At 67.4% G+C, this 24,113-nt stretch carries 21 protein-coding genes; 16 read left to right on the forward strand and 5 right to left on the reverse strand.

The window, feature by feature from the left end; translation table 11 throughout:
- Positions 1–175 precede the first annotated feature (175 nt).
- From AC1DPF_RS06540 to lexA, 8 genes are all read left to right on the forward strand, one after another.
- On the forward strand, positions 176–1,957 hold the full coding sequence (locus tag AC1DPF_RS06540; RefSeq protein ID WP_477960314.1) for an FAD-dependent oxidoreductase: 1,782 nt from the start codon (positions 176–178) through the stop codon (positions 1,955–1,957).
- Positions 1,954–3,792: a 2-oxoacid:acceptor oxidoreductase subunit alpha gene (locus tag AC1DPF_RS06545; protein ID WP_477868466.1), complete on the forward strand. Its 1,839-nt coding sequence runs from the start codon at positions 1,954–1,956 to the stop codon at positions 3,790–3,792. The genes AC1DPF_RS06540 and AC1DPF_RS06545 overlap by 4 nt, the downstream gene beginning before the upstream one ends.
- Complete coding sequence (locus AC1DPF_RS06550; RefSeq protein ID WP_477960316.1) at positions 3,789–4,844, forward strand: 2-oxoacid:ferredoxin oxidoreductase subunit beta; 1,056 nt, start codon at positions 3,789–3,791, stop codon at positions 4,842–4,844. The genes AC1DPF_RS06545 and AC1DPF_RS06550 overlap by 4 nt, the downstream gene beginning before the upstream one ends.
- A 159-nt stretch (positions 4,845–5,003) precedes the next feature.
- Entirely contained in the window at positions 5,004–5,237 is a 234-nt protein-coding gene (locus AC1DPF_RS06555) for a hypothetical protein (RefSeq protein WP_477868462.1), read from the forward strand.
- Between the two features lie 79 nt (positions 5,238–5,316).
- A complete protein-coding gene (gene trpC / locus AC1DPF_RS06560) occupies positions 5,317–6,108 on the forward strand; it encodes an indole-3-glycerol phosphate synthase TrpC (protein ID WP_477868460.1) in 792 nt (263 codons plus the stop codon).
- The gene (moaC, locus tag AC1DPF_RS06565; RefSeq protein ID WP_477868458.1) at positions 6,105–6,575 is read left to right on the forward strand and encodes a cyclic pyranopterin monophosphate synthase MoaC; all 471 of its coding nucleotides are present in this window, start codon (positions 6,105–6,107) and stop codon (positions 6,573–6,575) included. Before trpC ends, moaC begins: the two co-directional genes overlap by 4 nt.
- Positions 6,575–7,762, forward strand: coding sequence for a molybdopterin molybdotransferase MoeA (locus AC1DPF_RS06570; RefSeq protein ID WP_477868457.1), 1,188 nt, complete (start codon positions 6,575–6,577; stop codon positions 7,760–7,762). The genes moaC and AC1DPF_RS06570 overlap by 1 nt, the downstream gene beginning before the upstream one ends.
- A gap of 56 nt (positions 7,763–7,818) precedes the next feature.
- A complete protein-coding gene (gene lexA / locus AC1DPF_RS06575; RefSeq protein ID WP_477868455.1) occupies positions 7,819–8,478 on the forward strand; it encodes a transcriptional repressor LexA in 660 nt (219 codons plus the stop codon).
- Positions 8,479–8,580: 102 nt separating this feature from the next.
- Here the strand turns inward: lexA and AC1DPF_RS06580 are convergent, their stop codons facing one another.
- Positions 8,581–10,677 (reverse strand): ComEC/Rec2 family competence protein, encoded by a 2,097-nt coding sequence (locus AC1DPF_RS06580; protein ID WP_477960318.1) that lies wholly within the window; start codon positions 10,675–10,677, stop codon positions 8,581–8,583.
- A gap of 185 nt (positions 10,678–10,862) precedes the next feature.
- On the opposite strand from AC1DPF_RS06580, the gene gltX reads away from it, so the two are divergent.
- Both gltX and AC1DPF_RS06590 read left to right on the forward strand, forming a co-directional pair.
- A complete protein-coding gene (gene gltX, locus AC1DPF_RS06585) occupies positions 10,863–12,314 on the forward strand; it encodes a glutamate--tRNA ligase (RefSeq protein WP_477868451.1) in 1,452 nt (483 codons plus the stop codon).
- Between the two features lie 71 nt (positions 12,315–12,385).
- Positions 12,386–13,669: a citrate synthase gene (locus tag AC1DPF_RS06590; protein ID WP_477868449.1), complete on the forward strand. Its 1,284-nt coding sequence runs from the start codon at positions 12,386–12,388 to the stop codon at positions 13,667–13,669.
- Positions 13,670–13,795: 126 nt separating this feature from the next.
- On the opposite strand, the gene AC1DPF_RS06595 is transcribed toward AC1DPF_RS06590, so the two are convergent.
- From AC1DPF_RS06595 to AC1DPF_RS06610, 4 genes are all read right to left on the reverse strand, one after another.
- Positions 13,796–15,169 carry a sensor histidine kinase gene (locus AC1DPF_RS06595; RefSeq protein WP_477960321.1) on the reverse strand — a complete coding sequence of 458 codons (1,374 nt, stop codon included), beginning with the start codon at positions 15,167–15,169 and terminating at the stop codon, positions 13,796–13,798.
- On the reverse strand, positions 15,166–16,287 hold the full coding sequence (locus tag AC1DPF_RS06600) for a DUF2336 domain-containing protein (RefSeq protein WP_477960323.1): 1,122 nt from the start codon (positions 16,285–16,287) through the stop codon (positions 15,166–15,168). Before AC1DPF_RS06600 ends, AC1DPF_RS06595 begins: the two co-directional genes overlap by 4 nt.
- A gap of 42 nt (positions 16,288–16,329) precedes the next feature.
- Complete coding sequence (locus tag AC1DPF_RS06605) at positions 16,330–17,553, reverse strand: hypothetical protein (protein ID WP_477868443.1); 1,224 nt, start codon at positions 17,551–17,553, stop codon at positions 16,330–16,332.
- Positions 17,554–17,632: 79 nt separating this feature from the next.
- Complete coding sequence (locus AC1DPF_RS06610; RefSeq protein WP_477868441.1) at positions 17,633–17,926, reverse strand: hypothetical protein; 294 nt, start codon at positions 17,924–17,926, stop codon at positions 17,633–17,635.
- Between the two features lie 83 nt (positions 17,927–18,009).
- Here AC1DPF_RS06610 and AC1DPF_RS06615 point away from each other — a divergent pair, with 83 nt between their 5' ends.
- From AC1DPF_RS06615 to AC1DPF_RS06640, 6 genes are all read left to right on the forward strand, one after another.
- Positions 18,010–20,451, forward strand: coding sequence for a hypothetical protein (locus AC1DPF_RS06615; protein WP_477868439.1), 2,442 nt, complete (start codon positions 18,010–18,012; stop codon positions 20,449–20,451).
- A 284-nt stretch (positions 20,452–20,735) separates the two neighbouring features.
- Positions 20,736–22,082 carry a S41 family peptidase gene (locus tag AC1DPF_RS06620; RefSeq protein WP_477868437.1) on the forward strand — a complete coding sequence of 449 codons (1,347 nt, stop codon included), beginning with the start codon at positions 20,736–20,738 and terminating at the stop codon, positions 22,080–22,082.
- Between the two features lie 80 nt (positions 22,083–22,162).
- Positions 22,163–22,636: a disulfide bond formation protein B gene (locus AC1DPF_RS06625; RefSeq protein ID WP_477960402.1), complete on the forward strand. Its 474-nt coding sequence runs from the start codon at positions 22,163–22,165 to the stop codon at positions 22,634–22,636.
- The gene (locus AC1DPF_RS06630) at positions 22,633–23,154 is read left to right on the forward strand and encodes a demethoxyubiquinone hydroxylase family protein (protein ID WP_477960325.1); all 522 of its coding nucleotides are present in this window, start codon (positions 22,633–22,635) and stop codon (positions 23,152–23,154) included. The genes AC1DPF_RS06625 and AC1DPF_RS06630 overlap by 4 nt, the downstream gene beginning before the upstream one ends.
- A gap of 29 nt (positions 23,155–23,183) precedes the next feature.
- Entirely contained in the window at positions 23,184–23,582 is a 399-nt protein-coding gene (locus AC1DPF_RS06635; protein WP_477868435.1) for a hypothetical protein, read from the forward strand.
- Between the two features lie 66 nt (positions 23,583–23,648).
- The gene (locus tag AC1DPF_RS06640) at positions 23,649–24,032 is read left to right on the forward strand and encodes a hypothetical protein (RefSeq protein ID WP_477960327.1); all 384 of its coding nucleotides are present in this window, start codon (positions 23,649–23,651) and stop codon (positions 24,030–24,032) included.
- Positions 24,033–24,113: the final 81 nt, after the last annotated feature.

Consider the following 24,113-nt stretch of genomic DNA (forward strand, 5'->3'; position numbering starts at 1 on the left):
GATGGGGCAGGGACTTGTTACAAAACAGCGAAAATCTCGATTGCAGGGTGGCGAGGCGCGATCTCGCGCGTTAAGCAATAAGCAAGAGCATCCTGTGCGGATACAGAATGGACCGAGCGCGAGCCCGGGCCGTCCCGTCCTCAGACATGGGAGCTGGTGAGAGGAGTTCGTCGCGTTGGAGCCTACCAACATCGAGGCGCCGGAATATTTCCATAAGGTCGTCGATTGCCAATGGGCCTGTCCGGCCCACACGCCCGTTCCCGAGTATATTCGGCTGATCGCCCAGGGGCGCCACGCCGACGCTTATATGGTGAACTGGAAATCCAACGTCTTCCCGGGGATATTGGGCAGGACCTGCGATCGTCCGTGCGAACCCGCCTGCCGCCGCGGCCGGGTCGACGAGGAGCCGGTAGCGATCTGCCGCCTGAAGCGCGTCGCCGCCGACAACAAGGGCGACGTCGCCGCGCGGATGCCGGTGCCGCCCAAGAAGAAGATCGGCAAGAAGGTCGCCTGCATCGGCGCCGGCCCCGCAGCGATGACCGTGGCGCGCGATCTCGCGCCGCTCGGCTACGACATCACCGTCTACGACGCCGACGCAAGGGCGGGCGGCATGATCCGCAGCCAGATCCCGCGCTTCCGCCTGCCCGAGAGCGTGATCGACGAGGAGATGGGCTTCATCGTCAATCTGGGCCTCGACATGCGGCTGGGCCAGCGGGTCGACAGCATGGCGGCACTGCTGCGGCAGGACTATGACGCGATCTTCGTCGGCACCGGCGCGCCGCGCGGCCGCGATCTCGATCTGCCCGGCCGGCGTGAGGCGGCGGCGAACATTCATATCGGCATCGACTGGCTGGCGAACGTGTCGTTCGGGCATGTCGACAGCATCGGCAAGCGCGTGATCGTGCTCGGCGGCGGCAACACCGCGATGGATTGCTGCCGTACTTCGCGCCGGCTCGGTGGCGAGGACGTGAAGGTGATCGTGCGCTCCGGCTATGAGGAGATGAAGGCGTCGCCGTGGGAGAAGGAGGATGCCCAGCATGAAGGCATTCCGATCCACAATTATCTGGTGCCAAAGGCGTTCACCCATGAAGACGGCCGGCTGACGGGTGTGACCTTCGAGAAGGTCGCCCCGCTGATCGACGAGAAGGGCCGCCGGACGCTGCAGCCGACCGGCGAACCCGACGAGCATTTCGAGTGTGACGATGTCCTGATCGCGGTCGGCCAGGAGAACAGCTTCCCCTGGATCGAGCGCGACATCGGCCTCGAGTTCGACCAGTGGGGGATGCCCGTTGTCGACGAGGTCACTTTCCAGTCGACCTTGCCGAAAGTCTTCTTCGGCGGCGACGCCGCGTTCGGGCCGAAGAACATCATCTGGGCGGTCGCGCATGGCCATGACGCGGCGGTGTCGATCGACCATTTCTGCCGTGGCACCAATTTGCGGCTGCGACCGCCGCCGGGCGTGCATGTCTCTTCGCAGAAGATGGGCATCCACGAATGGAGCTACGACAACGACATCTCCGCGCAGGATCGCCAGAAGGTGCCGTTGCTGCCGATCGCCGCCGCGCTCGCCGACGTGAAGGCCGAGGTCGAGCTCGGCTTCGACGATCCGCGGACCTGGGCGGAGACCCAGCGCTGCCTGAACTGCGACGTGCAGACCGTGTTCGCCAAGCCGCTGTGCATCGAGTGCGACGCCTGCGCGGACATCTGCCCCACCGACTGCATCACCTTCACGGTCAACGGCGACCAAGATGAACTCCGGCCCCGGCTGAAGGCGCCCGCGCTGAACCTGGCGCAGGAGCTCTATGTTTCCTCGACGCTGCCGACCGGCCGGGTGATGGTGAAGGACGAGGATGTCTGCCTGCATTGCGGGCTATGCGCCGAGCGCTGCCCGACCGGCGCGTGGGACATGCAGAAGACGCTGATCGAGATGACCCATGCTGGAGGGTGCTCGAAATGACCAAGGCCCTGAGCGCGGTGAACGATTTCGTCGTCAAGTTCGCCAATGTGAACGGCTCGGGCTCGGCCTCGGCCAACGGGCTGTTCGTCAAGGCGATCCTGCGGATGGGCGTGCCGGTCGGCGCGCGCAACATCTTCCCGTCGAACATCCAGGGGCTGCCGACCTGGTACGAGATCCGCGTCAGCGGCGAAGGCTGGCTCGGCCGGCGCGGCGGAGTCGACCTGATGGTGGCGATGAACCCGCAGACCTGGGACCGCGACATCGCCGAGATCGAGAGCGGCGGCTATCTGTTCTACGACTCGACCAAGCCGATGCCGGCCGACCGCTTCCGCAAGGACATCAACATCGTCGGCATTCCCCTGACTGCGCTGTGCAACGAAGCCTATGTCGAGCCAGCGAAGCGAAAGGTATTGAAAAACATCATCTATCTTGGCGCCCTTGCCTATCTTCTCGGGATCGAGCGTGAGGTGGTCGAGGCGCTGCTGGCCGAGGAATATGCCTCCAAGCCCGCGCTGATCCCGGCCAATATCGAGGCGCTGGGCATCGGCTTCGATCACGCGCGCGCCACGCTGAAGCCGCTGGGCCTGCAGCTGCAGCGTGCCGATGCGGTCGGCGAGCGGATCTTCGTCGACGGGAACACCGCGGCCGGGCTCGGCGCGGTCTATGGCGGCGCCACCGTCTGTGCCTGGTATCCGATCACGCCCTCGACCTCGCTGGCCGAGGCGTTCATCGACTATTGCAGGAAGCTGCGCCACGATCCCGACACCGGAGACGCGCGCTACGCCATCGTCCAGGCCGAGGACGAGATCGCCTCGATCGGCATGGTCACCGGCGCCGGCTGGAACGGCGCCCGCGCCTTCACCTGCACCTCTGGACCCGGCATATCGCTGATGCAGGAGTTCATCGGCCTGAGCTATTTCGCCGAGATTCCGGCAGTGATCTTCGACGTCCAGCGCGGCGGCCCGTCGACCGGAATGCCGACCCGCACCCAGCAGTCGGACATCCTGTCCGCCGCCTATGCCAGCCATGGCGACACCAAGCATGTGTTGCTGCTGCCGGAGGGTCCGGGCGAATGCTTCGAATTCGGCGCGCTCGCCTTCGATCTCGCAGATCGACTGCAGACCATGGTGTTCGTCATGCTCGATCTCGACATGGGCATGAACGAGTGGCTGATCGAACCCTTCGCGTGGGACGAGAGCCGGCCGCTCGACCGGGGCAAGGTGATGACCGCCGAGATGCTCGAGGCCGGCGCCGATTTCGGACGATACAAGGATGTCGATGGCGACGGCATCCCCTACCGCACCCTGCCCGCCACCCATCCGTCGAAGGGCGCCTATTTCACCCGCGGCACCTCGCGCGATCCCTATGCGCGGTACAGCGAGGAGGGCGCGGTCTATGTCGACAATATGGAGCGGCTGCTGCGCAAGTTCGACAGCGCCAAGGCGCTGGTGCCCGCGCCTGTCCTGCACAAGGCGGTCCGTCCGACCTCCTATGGCGTGATCTATTACGGATCGACCTCGCCGGCGATGGACGAGGCGCTGGCGTGGCTGGACGGCGAGGGTATCGCCATCGATGCGCTGCGCGTCCGCGCCTTTCCTTTTTCGGGCGAAGTGTTCGATTTCATCGCGGCGCACGATCTGGTGTTCGTGGTCGAGCAGAACCGCGATGCCCAGCTGCGCGCGCTGCTGATCAATGAGGGCGGGGTCGATCCGGCCCGGCTCGTCAAGGTCCTGAACTACGATGGCTCGCCGATCACCGCGCGCTTCATCGAGCGCGAACTCGCCCGGGGAATGGCCGCGGGCATGGGCACTACCGTCGGGGAGATGGTGAAGTGACATTTATCGCCAAGCCGAAATTCCATCACCCGTCGCTGCAGACCAACGCGCTCGGCTTCACCCGGCGCGACTATGAGGGCAAGGTCTCGACCCTGTGCGCCGGCTGCGGACACGACTCGATCAGCGCGTCGATCGTCCAGGCCTGTTTCGAGATCGACCTCGAGCCGCACCGGCTCGCCAAGATGTCGGGGATCGGCTGCTCTTCGAAGACGCCCGATTATTTCCTGGGGGCGAGCCACGGCTTCAATACCGTGCACGGCCGCATGCCATCGGTCCTCACCGGCGCCAATCTCGCCAATCGCGAGCTGATCTATCTCGGCGTGTCAGGCGATGGCGACAGCGCCTCGATCGGGCTCGGCCAGTTCGCCCATGCCATCCGTCGCGGCGTCAACATGGCCTATATTGTCGAGAATAACGGCGTCTACGGACTCACCAAGGGGCAGTTCTCGGCGACCGCCGACAAGGGCAGCAAGTCCAAGAAGGGCGTGGTCAACTCCGACAGCGGCATCGATCTGGTGGCACTCGCGCTGCAGCTGGGCGCGACCTTCGTGGGCCGCAGCTTCTCCGGCGACAAGGAGCAGCTGGTGCCGCTGATCAAGGCGGCGCTGCGGCACAAGGGCGCGGCGTTCATCGACGTGCTGAGCCCGTGCATCGCGTTCAACAATCACAAGGGGTCGACCAAGAGCTTCGACTGGGTGCGCGAGCATAACGAGGCGGTCAACCGGCTTGACGTGCTGCTCGGTCGCGCCCCGGTAATGGCATCCTATGAGCCCGGCTCGCTGGTCGAGGTGGCGCAGCATGACGGTTCGGTGCTGGTGCTGCGCAAGGTTGCCGCCGACTATGATCCCACCGATCGGGTTGCCGCCATGAGCTATCTCCACCAGCGGGAGGCGGTGGGCGAGATCGTCACTGGCCTGCTCTATGTCGATCCCCATGCCGAGGACCTGCACGACGCGCTGGGCACGGTGAAGCGCCCGCTCAACGCGCTGTCCGATCGCGAGCTGACCCCGCCGGCATCGGCGCTGGCCAAGATCAACGCGGCGTTGCGATAGTTTACTTGACCAGGGTGGCAAATCTTCGCTGAATGGCGGCATCGTAGCGCCGAGTGATCGAGATCATAGCGCTACGCCCGTATGACGACGACACGGGACATATCGTTCGAACTGCCGATCCTAACCCTTCGGTAATCGAATGTCGGAGATAGATGCCCGATGTCGCTGCTTGTCTGCCTCAGCCTGTTCCTCGCTTTGCTGGCCGCGCTGCGGCTCTACGCATGGCGCGAGGCTCTGGGCACGACTCGCGTCGCGACTGCCCGGCGGACCAGTGAGCATTGGACGGAGCGCCGGGCAAGGCATGCGCGCGCGCGCGCGGCACGGTCGGGGGCGATCTACCTGGGCTCGGCCGCGGTCTTGCTCCAGGGTGTCGCGCAGCTGTTCAACTATTAGAGCCTGAACCGATCAAGGCCGGGGCTCGAGCCACCGCCGGCCTAGCCTGCCGATGCATCTCGCGCTATGGCGCGCGGCGATGAGCAACAAGCTGACCGAAATCTGCGACGTCAAACGCGATCATGTGGCGCGCGCCAAGGCGGCGACATCCTTCGCCGACCTCACCGCCCGTGCCCGGGCCGCCAGCCCTCCTCGCGGGTTCCGGGCCGCACTCGATCGCAAGGCTGCCGACGGCTATGGCCTCATCGCGGAGATCAAGAAGGCGTCGCCCTCCAAGGGCCTGATCCGCGCCGATTTCGATCCGCCGACGCACGCGCGCGCCTATGAGCAGGCCGGCGCCGCCTGCCTCTCGGTGCTAACCGACACGCCCTATTTCCAGGGTCATGACGATTATCTGGTGGCGGCGCGGGCGGCCTGCTCGTTGCCGTGCCTGCGCAAGGATTTCATGATTGATCCGTGGCAGGTGACCGAGGCGCGCGCGCTGGGCGCCGATGCGATCCTGATCATCGTCGCGGCGCTCGACAACGGCGCGATGGCCGAGATCGAGGCCGCAGCGATCGAGCATGGCATGGACGTTCTGGTCGAGGTCCATGACGCCGGCGAGCTGGAGCGCGCCACACGGCTCACATCCCGGCTGATCGGGGTCAACAATCGCGACCTGCGCGACTTCTCCATCGATCTGTCGCGCACCTATGAACTGGTGGCCAATGCGCCCGCGGGTTGCACGTTCGTCGCGGAGAGCGGGCTCGGCTCGAAGGCCGATCTCGACGCGATGGCCGGGCACGGCGTGCGCTGTTTCCTGGTCGGGGAGTCGCTGATGCGCGAAGCCGATGTCGCCGCGGCGACGCGCAGGCTGCTGACCGGCGCATGACCGGCAAGCTCACCCATATCGACGATGAGGGCGCGGCCCGGATGGTCGACGTCTCGGCGAAGGCCGAGACAAAGCGGGAGGCGATCGCCGAGGGGCGGATCCTGATAGCGGCGCCCGCGCTCGATGCGATCCGCGCCGGATCGGTCAAGAAGGGTGACGTCCTCGCGGCGGCGCGGGTCGCCGGGATCATGGCCGCCAAGAAGACCGCCGACCTCATCCCGCTGTGCCATCCGCTGCCGATCTCGGGCGTGACGCTGGACCTCGCGATCGAGGCCGACGGCATCCGTGCCACCGCCGCGGTGGTCACCACCTACACCACCGGCATCGAGATGGAGGCGATGACCGCTGTCTCGGTCGCGCTCCTCACCGTCTACGACATGGCCAAGGCGCTCGATCGCGGCATGCGGATCGAAGGCGTCCGCCTGTTGTCCAAGACCGGCGGTAAGTCGGGCGACTGGACGGCCTGATGACGCTGATTCCCGTTGCCGAGGCGCAGGCGCGGATGATGGCGCTCAGGCCGCCGCTGCCGATCGAAACGGTGCCGCTGGTCCAGGCGAACGGACGCCATGCCGCCGTCGATGTCGTCGCCGCCCGCACCCAGCCCGCGCTCGATCTGTCGGCGATGGACGGCTATGCGATCCGCTTCGCCGAGCGGCCCGGGCCCTGGACCGTCATTGGCGAAAGCGCGGCGGGCGGCGGCCTGGATCGTGCGCTCGCAGCTGGCGAGGCCGCGCGGATCTTCACCGGAGCGCCAGTGCCCGAAGGGGCCGACGCGATCCTCGTCCAGGAAGAAGCGGCGCGCGACGGCGACCGCCTGATGATGGCGGGCGAAGGACCGCGCGGGCCCGGCGCGCATATCCGCCGCGCCGGCAGCGATTTCGCGCAGGGGGACACGCTCATCGCTGCTGGCACGGCCATCGGCGCGGCGGCGATCGCGCTTGCCGTCAGCGGTGGCCATGGCGCGCTCGCAATTCGCCGGCGCCCGCGCATCTCCATTCTCTCGACCGGCAACGAACTGGTGCGGCCGGGCGTGCCGACCAGCGGCGCGCTGCTGCCCGCTTCCAACGGACCGATGCTGGCGGCCATGCTGGCGGGGCCGACCTGCATCGTCACCGATCACGGCATCGTCCGCGACGATCTCGACGCAATCGCTGCGGCCTTCTCCGCTTTGGCCGACCAGGCCAATATCATCGTCACCACGGGCGGTGCGTCGGTCGGCGATCATGATCTCGTCCTGCCCGCCCTGCAGAAGGCCGGCGCGCGCATCGATTTCTGGAAGGTCGCGCTGAAGCCCGGCAAGCCGGTGATGATCGGCACGCTCGGCGAAGCGATCGTGCTGGGGCTGCCCGGCAATCCGGTCTCGGCCTTCGTCACCGCCACCCTGTTCCTGAAGCCCCTCGTCGCCCACCTGCTGGGCGCGCGCAGTCCTGTCCCGGCGCCTATGCTCGCCCGGCTCGGAGCGGCGCTCCCGGCGACCGGCAACCGCGCCGAATATCTGCGCGGCCGCTGGAGCGAAGGTCGGGCGGTTCCGGTCATCAGCCAGGACAGCGCCGGCCTCGTGGCCCTGGTGCAAGCGGAAATGCTGATCGTGCGGCCGCCCAAGTCCGCGGCGCTCGAGCCGGGCGCGGATATCGAGATCATTCCACTCGCTTGACAGATTCGCGCCGGTTGCCTAAATGTTCTCCGTCCGTTCTAGACGAGGGCATTGCCATGCTGACGCGCAAGCAACATGAACTTCTCCTATTCATCCACGACCGGCTGATCGAGACCGGCGTGTCGCCCTCGTTCGAGGAGATGAAGGATGCGCTGGACCTCAAGTCCAAATCGGGCGTCCACCGGCTGATCAGCGCGCTCGAGGAGCGCAACTTCATACGCCGGCTGCCGAACCGCGCGCGCGCGCTCGAAGTGCTGCGTATGCCCGACATGATCGCCAAGGCTCCGGCCGCACCATCGAAGGCTCCGCCGGTCGTGCCGCAGGCAGCGAACGAGAATGTGCTGGAAATCCCGCTGCACGGCCGCATCGCCGCCGGTTTGCCGATCGAGGCGCTCGAGGGCCAAAGCACCTTGTCGGTGCCTGCGGCGCTGCTCGGCCCAGGCGAACATTATGCGCTCGAAGTCTCCGGCGATTCGATGGTCGAAGCCGGTATTCTCGACGGCGACTATGCCCTGATCCGCAAGGCCGAGACGGCGCGCGACGGCGACATCATCGTGGCCCTGATCGCCGACAGCGAAGCGACGCTCAAATATTTCCGCAAGGAAGGCGCGATGATCCGGCTCGACCCGGCGAACCGCGCTTATGACCCGCAACGCTACAAGCCGGACCAGGTCCGTGTGCAGGGCAAGCTTGCGGGATTGCTGCGGCGCTACTGACAGGCCGAACGTCATCCTGCACTTGTTTCAGGATCCACATGTCGGCTCGGGATCATTCCCGTGTCGGGAAGTGGATGCTGGAATAAACTCAGCATAGCGACATCAAGGACGAGTAGGCGATCCGGGCCGGAACACGGACCAGGGATGGCGACCGACCGACCCGGCCACGGTTTCGACGACGCCGCGCTCCAGATCGATCGACAGACCCCCGCTGCGCGCCAGTAACGGCCGGTCGATGACGATCCAGCGCGGGCGGCACGAACGCGGCATCCGCCGGTCGCTTATGACAATGTCGGCGCGCGCGCAGGCACGGTTCATCCGGGCGATGTCGACCAGATAGGGGCTCCGGGTCGCGAGCAGCGTCCACGCGCGGCTGCCGCGCCGGAGCTGCGCCTCGCACAGGTCCGCGGAGCAGCGCGCCGCCTGGAGCGCATCGATCGGCACCGGCTCGCCATCGACCCCGGCCGCCTCGCTGAGCACGTCACGGATATAATCGCCGGCACGATCCCGCAGCAACGCCACCCGTCCGTCCGCCAGCACCACGGCAACATGCCGGCCGTCGCCCGTCACCAGCAGGTCCGGCACCGGGGACTGCAGCGCCCAGACGGCACCTATCACCAGCGGCACGGTGCCCCAGCGCCGCATCTTCGTCCGCCACAGCGCGATCCACAGCCCGCCCGCGATCATCAGCGCGAAGGCGCCCCACGCCATGCTCGGCAGCATCGCCACCGCACCCGGCGCGTCGCCGACCCGATGGGCGATCCAGAGCAGCAGCGCGAGCGCCTTCGACACCAGCCACCAGAAGGGCGCACCCAGGCCAGCAATGTCGAGCAGCAGCGCCACCGCCTCGAGCGGCATGATGACGAAGGTGGTCAGTGGAATCGCGACGATGTTGGCGGCGGCGCCATAGAGACCCGATTTGTGGAAGTGAAACAGCGCGATCGGCGCCAGCGCCGCCTCGATCACCACCCCCGAGAGCAGCAGCACCGCCAGCGAGCGCCCGAGCCGAGCCGCCCAGTGCTCGTCCCGCCCAGCCGAGAAGGATACCACTTTGGGATGTTCCAGGAAGGCGATCAGCGCGGTGACGGCCGCGAAGCTCAGTTGGAAGCTCGGCCCCGCGAGCGCTTCCGGCCACAGCAGCAGCACGATCAGGGCCCCCGTCGCGACCAGCCGCAGCGTGATCGCCTCTCGCCCCATGGCAATGCCGGCCAACACGAGCAGCGCGGCGACGCACGAGCGGATCGTCGGCACCTGCGCGCCCGACAACAGGGTATAGCCGATCCCCGCCAGCGCGCCAGCGCCGGCCGCGACCAGCAACAGCGGCGCGTGCAGCGCCAGCCGGGGGCTCAGCGCGAACAGCCGCAGGGTAAGCAGCATCACGCCGCCGACCACCGCCGAGACGTGCAGCCCCGACACCGACAGCAGATGGGCCAGCCCGGATCGCCGGATCGCCTCCGCGTCTTCCTCGCCGATCGCCCCCTGGTCCCCGGTGGCGAAGGATGCGGCGATGCCACCTGCGCTGGCGCCGGTGACCCGCTGTTCGATATGCGCCGATAGCCGCGCCCGGCGGTCGGCAAGCCAGGTTGAAAAGCCGCCGCCGCCCGCGCCGGCATCGATCTTCGGCGGATCGAGCGCCTTTCCCCCGGCGCCGATGCCGAGGAACCAGGCGGTGCGGGCATAGTCATAGCCGCCGGGCACCGCCGGGGGTGCAGGCGGCATCAGCCGCGCGCGCACTGCGATATGCGCGCCGCCGGGTACCAGGGCGGGCAGGTCGGCCTGATCGACATTCAGCCTGATACGCGGCGGCAGCAGGGCCGGATCGGTCGCTATCGTCAGCCGGACCAGCTCGCGCGCCGGAAGCCGCTCGACCGTCTCGATCCGTCCCGTGACCATCGCCACCAGCGGTCGATCGATCCGCGGCGCCGCCACCCAGTCGGCCCGCGACCATATCACCACCATGCCGATGAGCGCCGCCAATCCGGTTACCAGCACGGCACGGCCGATCCTGCGCTCGACGCCGGTCGCGACGCCGGCCAGCGCCACGCCCGCGAGCGCCGCCATGCCAGCCAGCCAGGCCAAGCGGTCAGGCAGCACCAGCCACAGCGCGATCCCGCCGGCGAGCATGACCGGCACCCACAAGCCAAGCTGGTCGCGCTCCATTTCGAGCGCACGCTCGACCCGATCTAGCATCCGCGCCATGGCCGCCCGGCCGCCCGTTGGAAGAGGCGGAGCCGCTACGCTAGGTGCGCGATCGAGCATCGACCACCCCGCTCTGATCATGGCCGGCCGCTCCCGACTCGCCGGCCAATTTGACCGGAGCCGAAAATGCTATACGGGGCGCCTCGACTTCGCTGGCCATCGTGCCGATCTTGGAGAAAGCGCGCGTGGGCGCAAGCACCGAAAATCAGACCCCCAAAGCCGAGGTCGTCACCCGCTTCGCGCCATCTCCGACCGGATATCTACATATCGGCGGTGCGCGAACCGCGTTGTTCAACTGGCTGTTCGCCCGCCATCATGGCGGCAAGTTCCTGCTTCGCATCGAGGATACCGATCGGGCCCGGTCGACGCAGCCCGCGATCGACGCCATCCTCGACGGCATGAACTGGCTCGACCTCGGCTGGGACGGGGATGCCGTCTACCAGTTCGCGCGCGCCGATCGCCACGCCGCGGTGGCGCAGCAGCTGCTCGAAAAGGGGCACGCCTATCGCTGCTATGCGACCTCCGAGGAACTGGCCGAGCTGCGTGAACAGCAGCGTGCCGCCAGGCAGCCACTGCGCTATGATGGCCGCTGGCGCGATCGCGACCCCGCAGAAGCGCCAGCCGGCACGCCCTTCGTCGTCCGCCTCAAGGCGCCGCGCGAAGGCGAGGTGACGATCGAGGATCTCGTGCAGGGACCGGTGACCGTCCAGAATGCCGAGCTCGACGACATGATCCTGCTCCGCTCCGACGGCAGCCCGACCTATATGCTCGCCGTCGTCGTCGACGATCATGACATGGGTGTCACCCATGTCATCCGTGGCGACGATCACCTCAACAACGCCTTCCGGCAGCTGGCGATGATTCGCGCACTGAATGAAATCTCGGGCGGCTGGCCCGATCCCATCTACGCCCATATCCCGCTGATCCACGGCGCGGATGGCGCGAAGCTGTCCAAGCGCCATGGTGCGCTCGGGGTCGATGCCTATCGCGACGAGATGGGAATGCTGCCGGAAGCGGTGAACAATTATCTGCTCCGGCTGGGCTGGGGCCATGGCGACGACGAGATCATCGACCGCGAGCAGGCGATACGCTGGTTCAGCCTGGATGGCGTCGGACGCTCACCGTCCCGGTTCGATTTCAAGAAGCTGGAGAACCTCAACGGCCATTATATCCGCGAAGCCGCCGATGCCCGGCTGGCCGACCTGATCGCGCCCGGAGTCGCGGCGCAGCTGGGCCGCGATTTCGGCCCGGAAGACCATGAACTACTGCTTCGCAGCATTCCTTTCCTGAAGGTAAGGGCTAAGGATCTCAATGAGTTGAAGGAGGGAGCAACCTTTCTGTTTCGCACCCGCCCGCTCGATATGGACGAGAAGGCCGCATCGCTGCTAGACGAACCGGGCAAGGCGCTGCTGGCGCAGGCCCGCGACGCCCTTGCAGCCACTGCCGACTGGTCGGCGCCCGCGCTCGAGGCGGCGGTCCGGACGGTGGCGGAAAACGGGGGGATCGGCCTCGGCAAGGTTGCGCAACCGCTGCGGGCGGCGCTGACCGGCCGCACCACCTCTCCGGGTATTTTCGATGTGCTGGCGCTGCTCGGCCGCGACGAGAGCCTGGGGCGGCTGGACGATCGACTGGGTTAGAACGGGTGAAAGCATACAGGACGAGGACCGAGCCGGCCTGCCGGTGAAGGGGCGAACCAGGAGGAGTGAAGATGGCGGACAAAGTTAAGGTGGAGTTCGACGGCAAGGCGTCGGAATATCCCGTCATGTCGGGCACGGTCGGCCCCGACGTCATCGACATCCGCAAGCTTTATGCGGCGACCGGCGCCTTCACCTACGATCCCGGCTTCACTTCGACCGCCTCCTGCCAGTCGGCGCTGACCTATATCGACGGCGACGCTGGCATATTGCTCCACCGTGGCTATCCGATCGACCAGCTCGCCGAGCAGTCGAGCTTCATGGAAGTGTCCTACCTGCTGCTCAACGGTGAGTTGCCGAGCCGCGAAGAGCTGGACAAGTTCACCTACACTATCAGCCGCCACACCATGCTGCACGAGCAGCTCGCGACCTTCTATCGCGGCTTCCGGCGCGATGCGCATCCGATGTCGATCATGTGCGGCGTGGTCGGCGCATTGTCCGCCTTCTATCACGACTCGACCGACATCACCGACCCGAAACAGCGGATGATCGCTTCGCACCGCCTGATCGCCAAGATGCCGACAATCGCGGCCATGGCGTATAAATATGCGGTCGGGCAGCCCTTCCTCTATCCACGCAACGATCTGAGCTACACCGGGAACTTCCTGCGCATGACCTTCGGCGTTCCCGCCGAGGAATATGAGATCGATCCGGTGATCGAGTCGGCGATGGACAAGATCTTCATTCTCCATGCCGATCACGAGCAGAATGCGTCGACCTCGACCGTCCGCCTCGCGGGATCGTCGGGCGCCAACCCGTTCGCCTGCATCGCCGCCGGCATCGCCTGCCTGTGGGGTCCGGCGCATGGCGGCGCCAACGAAGCGGCGCTCAACATGCTGCGCGAGATCGGCACGCCCGATCGCATTCCGGAATATATCGCCCGCGCCAAGAACAAGGACGATCCGTTCCGGCTGATGGGCTTCGGCCACCGCGTCTACAAGAATTTCGATCCACGCGCGAAGGTGCTCGGCAAGGCCGCCACCGAAGTGCTCGACAAGCTCGGGATCAGCGATCCGGTGCTCGATACCGCGCGCGAACTCGAGCGGATCGCGCTGTCCGACCAATATTTCATCGACAAGAAGCTTTATCCGAATGTCGACTTCTATTCGGGCGTGATCCTGTCGGCGATCGGCTTCCCGACGACGATGTTCACCGTCCTGTTCGCTCTTGCCCGCACAGTCGGCTGGGTGGCGCAGTGGAACGAGATGATCTCCGATCCGGAACAGAAGATCGGCCGCCCCCGCCAGCTCTATATGGGCCCGGACCAGCGGGATTATGTGCCGGTCAGCCAGCGCTGACGAGGCGATAGCCGCAAGCATCGAGGGCGGGACGAAAGTCCCGCCTTTTTGCGCTAAACCATTGACAGAACATGATTCACGGTTTCGGCGGAAGCGCCACGCGCTTCCACCTCAAACGATCATGCTCTAGACGCCCGGCCGGTCGAAGGCAGCTGCCACCGGTAGCGTGAGGACGAATCGCGCGCCCCGCCCCGGCGCGCTGTCGACGCCGAGATCCCCGCCCATCGCGCGCGCCAGGCGACGCGAGATGTACAGGCCCAGGCCGCTGCCGCTGCCGTCGCGCAGTCCCAGCCGCTCGAAGCGATCGAAAATCTTTTCCTGGTCCTGCTCGGCGATGCCGCGGCCGTCGTCCGCCACCACAACGGCGGCGATGTCGCCTTCGCGCTCGCAGCGTATCCACACCGTCCCGTCGGCGGGCGAATGCCGGATCGCATTGCTGAGCAGGTTGATCAGCACCTGCAGAATACGCCGGAAGTCGCCGCTGGCCATCACGGGCTGCGCCGGCGCGGCGGCGTCGATCCGGACATGGTGATTGGCTGCGCGCACGCCGAGCAGGCCGGCGGCGCGCAGCGCCGTGTCGGCCAGGTCGACGACGTCCGCCTCCGGGCGGAAGTCCGGCCGCTCGATGGTCTGCAGGTCGACCAGGTCCTCGACCAGCGCCAGCAGGTGGCGGCCGGCGCCGGCGATATCCTCCGCATAGGCGGTATAATCGTGCCGCACCGGCCCGTCGCCGCGATCCTGGATGGCGTCGGCGTTGGCGATGATCCGGTCGAGCGGCTCGCGCATGGCCCGGCCCAGCTGAGTACCGAATGCCTCGTCGAACAGGATGAAGTCGGCACCATGGCCCGCGCCGGAGGGATCGGGCGACCGGCGGCTGACCAGCAGTTGATAGCCGGCCAGCCCGCCTAGCCCGTCGACCAGCGGCACCCCTGCGACGCACACCGGGATGCCCGCGCCAACCAGCAGGACGGCGCCATCGTCCTCGAACCGTTCATGAACTCGCGCCGCACCGGCGATGCGGCTGCCGCCGGCTTCGTCGCGACTCAATGCGAACAGCAGGTCGATCGGCTGGCCGAGAGCGCCCGGCATTCCGACCGGCGGCTGGGTGACCCGGAGCATCGTGTCCGTCTCGAAGATCCAGTCCGCGCCCGCTCGGCTGAAGTCGCGCCAACGCACCGCCTCCAGCCCCGGCTGCGGCTGGCTCGGGGCCACGTCCTGCCAGCCGGTGATGGCGAGTTCGACGCCGTCGCCATCGGGCTTCACCCGCACCCATAGATCGACATCCTGATCGCCATGGGCGGCCACTACTCGCCGCGAGATTGTAATCCTGAGCCGCCGGGCCAACCGCGCCAGCGAGGCCAGCTGCGGCACCGCCAGCCCGCCGCCATGCACCCCGCCCGCCTGTTCCTGCAGGTGCAGCAGCGGCGGATCCGCCTCCACCAGCCGGCCTTGACCGTCGATCCTTCCATGGACAGGCCGAACCGCGATATGGGCGTTCACCGCCCGTCTCCGGCGCTGCGGCCGCCGCCGATCTCGATCACGGCACGGCGGTAATTGGGGTCGAGTCGCCAGATCAGTACCGCCTCGGCGGCATCGCGCACTGCGAGCCGATCGAACCCGTCGGCGCGCTCCACGAGCACCTCTTCGTCCGCGCCCTCGGCCGATCCGATCCGCCAGATCATCGTCACGGCCGCGTCGCGGCCGCAATCGATCGCCCGCAGGACCGTACCCAGCATCATGCCCGACGGATCGGCGACCATCGACCAGACGCCCGCCGAATCTATTCCAGCCCGCTGCGCGATCGCGGCGGTGAAAAGCGCAAGCCAGCCCTCCTCGAGCGCGGCCGACAACAAGGCATCGTCGAGCAGGCCGGCGCCGCCGAGCAGCGCCGCCAGCGCATCGGCCCGCCCCTCCAGCGTGTCGTCATCGTCATGATCGTCGAGCAGATCGCGGACGGCGCCGGCAAGCAGCAGGTCCGCCTGCGCGTCGGGCACCGCGTGCTGCCGGATCAGGTAATGCCGCAGCGCCGCCGCAACCGCCCACAGCAGCCGGCGATGCGGCCCCGGCGGCAGGTCGGTACGGGCCAGCGCCGGATCCCCGAACTGATCGTAGCGGCGGCTCTCGGCAATCAGCAGCGCCATCACCGCCTCGGCGATGGCTTCGTCGCCGAGGTCGAGCAGCCGTTGCGCCAGATCGGCGGAATGATAGGGCGAATCACGGCCCAGCCGCAGCGCGAGGCGGTGCTCGTCGACGCGGCGCAGCATCGCCGCGATGAGGTCGGGTTCGCGCAGCAGCTGGGTGCGCTCCAGCAGCGGCAGCGCTATCGCAACATGCGCGGCACCGAGCGCGGCCGCCAGCCCGGCAGGCAAATCGGCTGGAAGAGCATTGCCGACGCGAATCCTGAGCTCGTCCTCGATCGCGCCGATCAGCGCGCGCATCAGCTGGGTGATCTGCGCACGGTGCTGGTCCGAAAGGTTGAAGGCGTCGTTGTGGAACAGCTCGCTGGCGGCGCGGCCGACGCGATTTTCGAGACCATCGAGCGCGCGCACGGCGTCGGTCAGCCATCGCGTTCCCGCGGGCCGTTCGCCCTCCAGCCGTTCGTCGTCCAGCCCCATCATGCTTCGGTCATATAGGAATGTCGTTAAATCGAAGCTAAACCCTCATTTGTCACAAATCCGTGCGCCCTTCCATGCCGCAATGAACCTTTGCAGGAAGGAGATCACCGCATAGCCGGCCAGTGCCACGACCATCCAGCGCCAGCCGCCAAGGACCGCCATGAACGGCGCCACCCACAGCAGTGCGTCCGCGCTTGCCAGCCAGGGCGACGGCGCCAGCGGCCGGATCGCCTCGACGATCGGCTCCAGCGCCAGCAGCCCAGCGAGAGCCACCGGAAGCAGCGCCGCCACCATCCACCAGCCCCAGCCGCCCTGCGCCGCGAGGACCTTGGTGAGCAGGATCAGCGCGGCCAGGCCAGCGGCATGGCGCGCTAGCGCCGGCAGCACCGCGGGCGCGGCGACGCCGATCCAGATCCGCGCCATCCGTCGCGCCGCGGACGCGATGGCCGCGCCAAGCGGCAGCAGCAATATCGTCGCCCAGAACAGACCGAATGCCGCAAGCAGCGCCCCGATCCAGGCAAGCGCTATTGCTGCGATGGCGACATGCATCTGATCGATCTGCCGCGCGACAAGCTGCCTGATCAGCGGCGCCGCGACGAAGCGGTGGACATAGCGTTCGGTCCAATGGCCGTCGCCGGGATCGGCGCGGCGCAACAGATTTGCCTCGATCGTGGCGATCGCCGATGGGCCGATCGCCAGCACCGGTGGCGGCAACGGCCGATCACCGGTGGGGTTCAGCGCCTCGATGCGCACGGCGTCGGCCTGGACGAGGCGGCGCAGCAGCGTGGAGCCCAGGTCCCAGTCGCCGAGCATCTGCGCCGTCGCCTCGAGCGCGGGCTTGGCGAGCAGCGCGAAACCCGCCCAGCGCTGCGCCGCGTCGATCCGTTCGAACTCGGCATGATCCTGGGTATCGGGCAGGGCGAGCAGTGCCGGTGCATGTCCGGCCACGAGGGCATCGACCGCCCCCTGCGCCACGATCGCGCCATCGGCGATCAGCAGGATCCGCTCGTCGGGATGCATGCGGTCGATCGCATCGGCGACGCTGCGCGCGATCTCGATCCGGGCGCCCTGCCGACGCAGCCGATCCACGGCCTGCGCCAGCGCCGCCGGAACCCGCTCGACCAGGATGACGACATGGCCCGCTCCCGCCGCCAGCGCCAGACCGGCCTGATATTCGACGAGCGTCCGGCCGGCGAGCGGCAGTGTCGCCCGCAGCCCGTCTCCGCTATCCGTCTGGTCCTGCGCGGCGATAAGCGCTGCGAGCGGCAAGTCTCGATCCCCCTTCGGCAAGCGGAGCGGGATAGGCGCTGCAAGCCGATTCGGCAAAGCCCATCATTTTAGGCGACTGTCAGCGGCACCCGGCCAGGGCTTCCGCCAGCGACTCGAGCAGCAGCGGATCCTGCGCAGCGCATGCCGCGCGCGCTGCGGCCTGCATCAGGCCGGTCATGCCAAAGCTGGCGGCGAGACCCTGCAGCTTGAGTGCCTCGTCGCGCCATGAGGCGGCACCGCCGGCCTGCGACATCGCCGCGAGGTGCATGGTTGCCGACGCCAGGAACAGCGCGCGCAATTCACCCGCGACGGCGCTGTCGCCGCCGACGGCTTCGGCGAGCAGATGATCGAGGGTGCCGGGTTCGAAGGACATGCCCCGATAAGCGGCCAATCGGGTTAAGATTTCGTTAGGCTGAGGCTATCGCTCGATTCGCGATTCCTATAGAATCCCGGCGCATGGGGAAGGCACCGCATCCACTGGATAGCTGGCGCGCCGCGAATGCGGCCGAGGCGGATGCCGTGCGCGCAGCGGCGGCGGCAGGGCAACTGCCTGAAACAGCTGCCCAAAGCGACAATGAACATGGCGAACTGCTGCTCGTCGACACGGCGGATGACGATGTCCCCGCCGGTGCCGAGCCCGCCGCGCCGCGATCGTCGCGCCGCGCCGCGGACATGGCGATCGGCGCGCTGTTCGGCCTGGCCGCGGCCGGCTGGATCGCGCTGTGGATCGTCGGCACCGGTCCTGTCCCGCTCGATCCATCGGCCATCGCCAACACTGTCGCGCTGGCCAGCGGGCCGCTCGCGCTGCTCGGCATCATCTACATACTGATCCAGCGCAGCACTCGCCGCGAAGCCGGCCGCTTCGGCGAGACGGCCCTGTCGATGCGCGTCGAGAGCCGCCGGCTCGAGGATGCGGTGGGCCGTGTCCTCACCGCGCTCGACAGCCGCCGCACCGAACTTGCTGCCCATACCGACTCGCTGTTCGAAGAGGGCGACCGTGCCGCCCGCAGGCTGCAGCAGATCAGCATGGACATGCGCGACGAAACCGATCTTCTCGCCCGTCAGACCAGCCTGCTCCATGATGCCACCGGCGTCGCCCGCTCAGACATGACCGGCCTGATGCAGGACCTTCCCCGCTCGCTCGGCATCGTCAACGAGGTCGCCGAACTGATCCGCGGCATCGGCGGCACCGCGCGCGAGCATGCCGAGGGCCTGTCGGAAGCGCTGACCACCATTATCGCCCGCAGCCATGAAGCCGACGAGCTGATCGGCGCCGCCACCGGCCGCTTCGCCACCCAGATCGGCCGGATCGAAACGCGTACCGAGCGCACCGCGCGCACGATCGAGGAGACGACGGCCGGCCTTGGCCACGCGATCGACACCACCCTCGACCGCGCGACCATGGCCATCGAACAGACCCGGGCGGGCATGGATCTGCAGCGCGAGGCGATGGCGGCGATTATCGACCATGGCCGCGCCGCCCTGGACGAAGCCGGCACGGTCGCCGCCGCTTCGATCGCCGAACGGCTCGGCGAGATGAGCGCGCACGCCGAGGCGCTCTCGGCGCAGCTCGCCCGCCAGGATGAGGATGCCCGCCGGCTCGTCGCCAATCTCGAACAGGCGCTGGGCGCCATCGAAAGCCGCTTCGAGGCGCTGGGCGCGACCGGCACGGAGCAGACCGCCGACCTCGCCGAACTGATCGTGACGCTCAGCGAACATGTCGACCATCTCGGCCAGGCGGTGACCAGCAGCATGGCCGGCGCGCGGACCCTGACCGACCGCGCCAACGGGCTGCGCATCGCCTTCGATTCGATCATCGGCAATGTCGAGCGCGATCTGCCGCAGACGATGCAGCGGGTCGAGAGCGAAGCGGCGCGCGGCGACGCGACGATGCGCGCGATCACCGCCCAGGCCGAGCAACTCGCCGCGACGGTCGAGCGCGCCACCGACCGGCTCGACTCCGCCGACACCATGATCGACCGCCAGCGCGAGGCGATCGCCGGCCTGGGCGACCAGGCCGCCCGCCGCATGGCCAGCATCGCCGCCGAGGGCGACACGATGCTCGAACGCCAGCGCGAGCTGTCCGATGCCTTCGCCGAGGAAGCCAACGCCCGGCTCGAGGCGCTGCGCGACCATTCGAACGAACTCGGCCGGCTCATCGCCGAAAGCGAATCGAACATGCGCTCGCTGTCCGAACTGTCGGGAGGGCAGCTCGTCGACGCGATCCTCAAGGTTCGCGAAACCGCAGGCGAAGCCGCGCGGGGCGCACGGGCGGCGCTCGAATCGATCATCCCCGATGCCAGCGAGATGCTGGCGAAGAGCGGTGCCGAGGCGATCGAACGCACCTTCGGTACCCAGATCACGCAGCGCATCCACCTGATCTCGGACACCGCCGAGGCCGCCGTTACCGCCGCCAACCTGGCCAGCGAGCGACTGCTGACCCAGATGCTGTCGATCGCCGAGGCGAGCGCAAATATGGAGAAGCGCGTCGCCGAGGCGCAGGCGCGCCAGGAGCATGTCGAGCAGGAGGAGGTCAGCCGCGAGGTCGCGATCCTGGTCGAGCATCTCAACTCGGCCGCAATCGACGTGACCAAGCTGCTGTCGCACGACGTGCCCGATGGCGCGTGGAAAGCCTATCTCCACGGCGATCACGGCGCCTTCACCCGCGCCGCGGTGCGGCTGCTGCGCAAGGAGGAAGCCGGGCTGATCAGCCAGCTGTACGACGGCAATGTCGAGTTCCGCGAGCATGTGAACCGCTACATCCACGACTTCGAGGCGCTGCTCCGCCGCGTCCTCGCCAGCCGCGACGGCGGCGCCCTCGCGGTGACGATGATCTCGTCCGACATGGGCAAGCTCTATGTGGCCCTGGCCCAGGCGATCGAACGCCTGCTGATCTGAGTGGAGCCGGGCAGCCGGGGGCTCGCGCGCACCGCGCCTTCGCGCCCTGACACCGTCATGCTGAACTCGTTTCAGCATCCACTCTTCCACGAGGAAGCGCTCCAGCCCGACAAGTGGACCCTGAAACAAGTTCAGGGTGACGGAATCGCCGCGAAGGCGCCACGTCGCATTGACCGAACACGCTTCGCTAACCACCTTGCTGCTAAGGGCCGGGTCGATCCGGCCTATTTGCCGCAAGGCGAAATGCCTGTAGGATGGCACCCTTCTCTGGGATGTAGCGACTGATGAAGACCAAGACCCTGTTGCGTTCGGTTGGGCTGTTCGGCGCCGGAGCGCTTGTTGCCACGTTGACGCCCGCGATCAGCGCGGTCGACATGAGCACCTACAAGGAACTCGACCAGTTCATGAGCGTGTTCGAGCGCGTCCGCGCCGACTATGTCGACAAGGTCGATGACCGCACGCTGATGAAGGGCGCGATCGACGGCATGCTCGCCAGCCTCGATCCGCACAGCGCCTATCTCGACGCCCGCGACCGCCAGAATATGCGGACCCAGACCCAGGGCGCCTATGGCGGCCTCGGCCTGTCGGTCACGATGGAGGACGGCGCCGTCAAGATCATGACCGCGCAGGAGGATACCCCGGCGCAGAAGGCCGGCCTCAAGACCGGGGACTATATCACCCATCTCGACGGCAAGCTGCTCTATGGCGGCACGCTCGACGAGGCCGTCGACCAGATGCGCGGCAAGCCCGGCAGCAAGATTTCGCTGACCGTCGTCCGCCCCGGCCGCGACAAGCCGTTCGACGTTTCGCTGACCCGTGAGCTGATCCAGCTCAAGCCGGTCAAGTGGGAGGTCAAGGACCAGGTCGGCATCATCAACATCAACACCTTCGTCAATTCGAACACGGGCGATTCGGTGCGCGCGGCGATCGCGGGCATCCAGAAGTCGATCGGCCATGATCCACTCGGCTATATCGTCGATCTACGCTCCAATCCGGGCGGGCTGCTCGACCAGGCGATCGACGTGTCGGACATTTTCCTGGAGCGCGGCGAGATCGTCTCGCAGCGCGGGCGCGAGAAGACCGACATCGAGCGCCGCTTCGCGACCGCGGGCGACCTGGCGCACGGCCTGCCGGTGATCGTGCTCGTCGATGCCGGCTCGGCCTCGGCCGCCGAGATTGTCGCAGGCGCGTTGCAGGACCAGAAGCGCGCGCTCGTCATGGGCGAACGCAGCTTCGGCAAGGGTTCGGTCCAGACGGTGATGGAGCTGTCCGACGACACGGCGCTGAAGCTCACCACGGCGCGCTATTTCACGCCGTCGGGCCGGTCGGTGCAGGAAGGCGGGATCAATCCCGACATTCTCGTGCCACAGCTCAGCGACCCCGATTACAAGGATCGGCCGCGCCTGCGCGAGGCCGACCTGCGCCGCCACCTGATCAACGAAGCGAAGATCGACGACAAGGTGCTCGAGGATGACGGCAAGGCCGATCCCCGCTTCATCCTGACCGCCGAGGCGCTCAAGAAGCAGGGCGTCGACGACTTCCAGCTCGACTATGCGGTCAAGACGATCGCCCGCATGTCGCAGCCGGCCCTGCGCACGGCGCTGGCCGGCGCGAAGCGCGGCGCGCGGTAACGCCGATTCCTCCTCCCGGCGGGAGGAGGAATGCGGACGCGGGGGCTTATTTCTTGCGCGTCACCCGCTATACCGGGATGATGACCCGCTTCGCCCAGGCCAGGCTCGCCGCGCTCCTGCTTCCTGCAGCATTGATGGCCGGCGCGCTCGGCTCCCAATATGTTGGCGGGCTTTTCCCCTGCGAGATGTGCCACTGGCAGCGCTGGCCGCATTATGCGGCGATCGCGCTGGCCCTGCTCGCCTTCGGGGTTCCTGAAAAACCGCTCGGCCGGATGCTGGTGGCGCTGGCGGTCGCGGCGATACTCACAAGCGGCGCGATCGGCCTATTCCATGCCGGCGTCGAATATCACTGGTGGACGGGCATCACTCGCTGCTCCGCCCCGATCGTGGGCGGATCGAGCGCCGACCTGCTCTCGCAGATCATGGCGACGCCGATGATCCAGTGCGACGTGCCGCAATGGACGCTGTTCGGCATATCGCTGGCCGGCTTCAACGCGATCTTCTCGATACTGGGCGGCCTCGCGATCCTTGCCTTGTGGAGATCCCGCATATGAACGCCGACGAACAGCAACGCGCCGGGATGCTGCGGGTCGATCAGGCCGGGGAATTTGGCGCGACCCGTATCTATGCCGGCCAGCTGGCGGTGATGGGGCAGCGTTCGGACGAGGCGCGGGCGATCGCGCGCATGGCCGAGCAGGAGGCCCGGCATCGGGCGATCTTCGACCGGATGATGACGCAGCGCGGCGTCCGCCCGACGGCGCTGCAACCACTGTGGAACGTGGCGGGATTCGCACTGGGCGCGGCCACCGCGCTGATCGGTCCGAAGGCGGCGATGGCCTGCACCGTCGCGATCGAGACCGAGATCGACCGCCATTATGGCGAACAGCTCGACCAGCTGGGCGATGGCGATCCCGAGCTGAGCGCCACGATCGGGGAATTCCGCGCGGAAGAGGTCGAGCATCGCGAGACGGCACTGGCGGCAGGCGCCGAGCAGGCGCCCGCTTATGCGCTGCTGTCGGGCGCGATCCGGCTCGGTTGCCGCATTGCCATTCACCTGTCGCGCAACATATAAGAAGCACCCATAGGACAGGATCCGAGCCGATGAAGACCCTCCGCTTGCTTTCTCCGGCTCTGGCGGTCGCCGCCCTGTCGATGGCTCTGCCGCTGGCGGCACCGGTCGAGGCGCAACGCACCGAACGGGTGCTCACCATCTTCGGCACCGATCCCTGCCCCACCAGCAACGGCGAGGAAATCGTCGTCTGCCGGCGCATGCCCGAGGCGGAGCGCTATCGCATCCCCGAGCAGCTGCGCAAGTCCGGCGACCGCGGCAACGAAAATTGGGGCGATCGCGCCGCCAGCCTCGAATATGTCGGCCGTAGCGGCGTCAACAGCTGCTCCACCAGCGGCTCGGGCGGCGCCTCCGGCTGCTTCCGCGAACTCGCCCGCAAGGCCTGCGAAGAGGACAAGGCCGACGGCAAGAAGTGCGGCATCAAGTTCTGACGCCTTTGGCCACCGGACGCACGTCATTCAGCAGTCCGAAAGCCGCCAGCGCGTCTAGCTGAAGCTATGAAATCGCTGATCCTGCTCCCATTGTTCATGGCCGCGACCCCGCTCGCTGCTGCCCAAAAGGCGGAGGACTCACCGCCGCGAGTCAGCACGCTCGTCGTGTTCGGCAACGATCCCTGCCCGCGCAGCAGCGACGAGGAGATCATCGTCTGTGCGCGCCAGCCGGAGAGCGAGCGCTATCGCATCCCCAAGCAGTTCCGGAAGCAGAAGCGCGAGGCGGTCACCCAGAGCTGGGTCGATCGCGCCCGAACGCTGGACATGGTCAGCCGCAGGGGCCTGCCCAACAGCTGCTCGCCGCAGGGGTCGAATGGCCAGACCGGCTGCATGCGCCAGTTCCTCGAGGCCGCCCGTGCCGAGCGCGAGGCGATGAAGAACGGGGAATGACGTTTTCCGATCCATCGCGTCGGCCGGCACCGTCCGGATGTCCAGCACTCTTCCGATTTGGTCCGAATCCGCTATAATTCC

It is taken from the genome of Rhizorhabdus sp. P4_G6 (assembly GCF_056401045.1).

Coding starts and splice junctions, on each gene's coding strand:
- AC1DPF_RS06545 (WP_477868466.1), top strand. CDS start 1,954: ATGACCAAGGCCCTGAGCGCGGTGAACGATTTCGTCGTCAAGTTCGCC.
- AC1DPF_RS06555 (WP_477868462.1), top strand. CDS start 5,004: ATGTCGCTGCTTGTCTGCCTCAGCCTGTTCCTCGCTTTGCTGGCCGCG.
- trpC (WP_477868460.1), top strand. CDS start 5,317: ATGAGCAACAAGCTGACCGAAATCTGCGACGTCAAACGCGATCATGTG.
- moaC (WP_477868458.1), top strand. CDS start 6,105: ATGACCGGCAAGCTCACCCATATCGACGATGAGGGCGCGGCCCGGATG.
- AC1DPF_RS06570 (WP_477868457.1), top strand. CDS start 6,575: ATGACGCTGATTCCCGTTGCCGAGGCGCAGGCGCGGATGATGGCGCTC.
- lexA (WP_477868455.1), top strand. CDS start 7,819: ATGCTGACGCGCAAGCAACATGAACTTCTCCTATTCATCCACGACCGG.
- AC1DPF_RS06580 (WP_477960318.1), bottom strand. CDS start 10,677: ATGGCGCGGATGCTAGATCGGGTCGAGCGTGCGCTCGAAATGGAGCGC.
- AC1DPF_RS06590 (WP_477868449.1), top strand. CDS start 12,386: ATGGCGGACAAAGTTAAGGTGGAGTTCGACGGCAAGGCGTCGGAATAT.
- AC1DPF_RS06600 (WP_477960323.1), bottom strand. CDS start 16,287: ATGATGGGGCTGGACGACGAACGGCTGGAGGGCGAACGGCCCGCGGGA.
- AC1DPF_RS06610 (WP_477868441.1), bottom strand. CDS start 17,926: ATGTCCTTCGAACCCGGCACCCTCGATCATCTGCTCGCCGAAGCCGTC.
- AC1DPF_RS06615 (WP_477868439.1), top strand. CDS start 18,010: ATGGGGAAGGCACCGCATCCACTGGATAGCTGGCGCGCCGCGAATGCG.
- AC1DPF_RS06620 (WP_477868437.1), top strand. CDS start 20,736: ATGAAGACCAAGACCCTGTTGCGTTCGGTTGGGCTGTTCGGCGCCGGA.
- AC1DPF_RS06625 (WP_477960402.1), top strand. CDS start 22,163: ATGACCCGCTTCGCCCAGGCCAGGCTCGCCGCGCTCCTGCTTCCTGCA.
- AC1DPF_RS06630 (WP_477960325.1), top strand. CDS start 22,633: ATGAACGCCGACGAACAGCAACGCGCCGGGATGCTGCGGGTCGATCAG.
- AC1DPF_RS06635 (WP_477868435.1), top strand. CDS start 23,184: ATGAAGACCCTCCGCTTGCTTTCTCCGGCTCTGGCGGTCGCCGCCCTG.
- AC1DPF_RS06640 (WP_477960327.1), top strand. CDS start 23,649: ATGAAATCGCTGATCCTGCTCCCATTGTTCATGGCCGCGACCCCGCTC.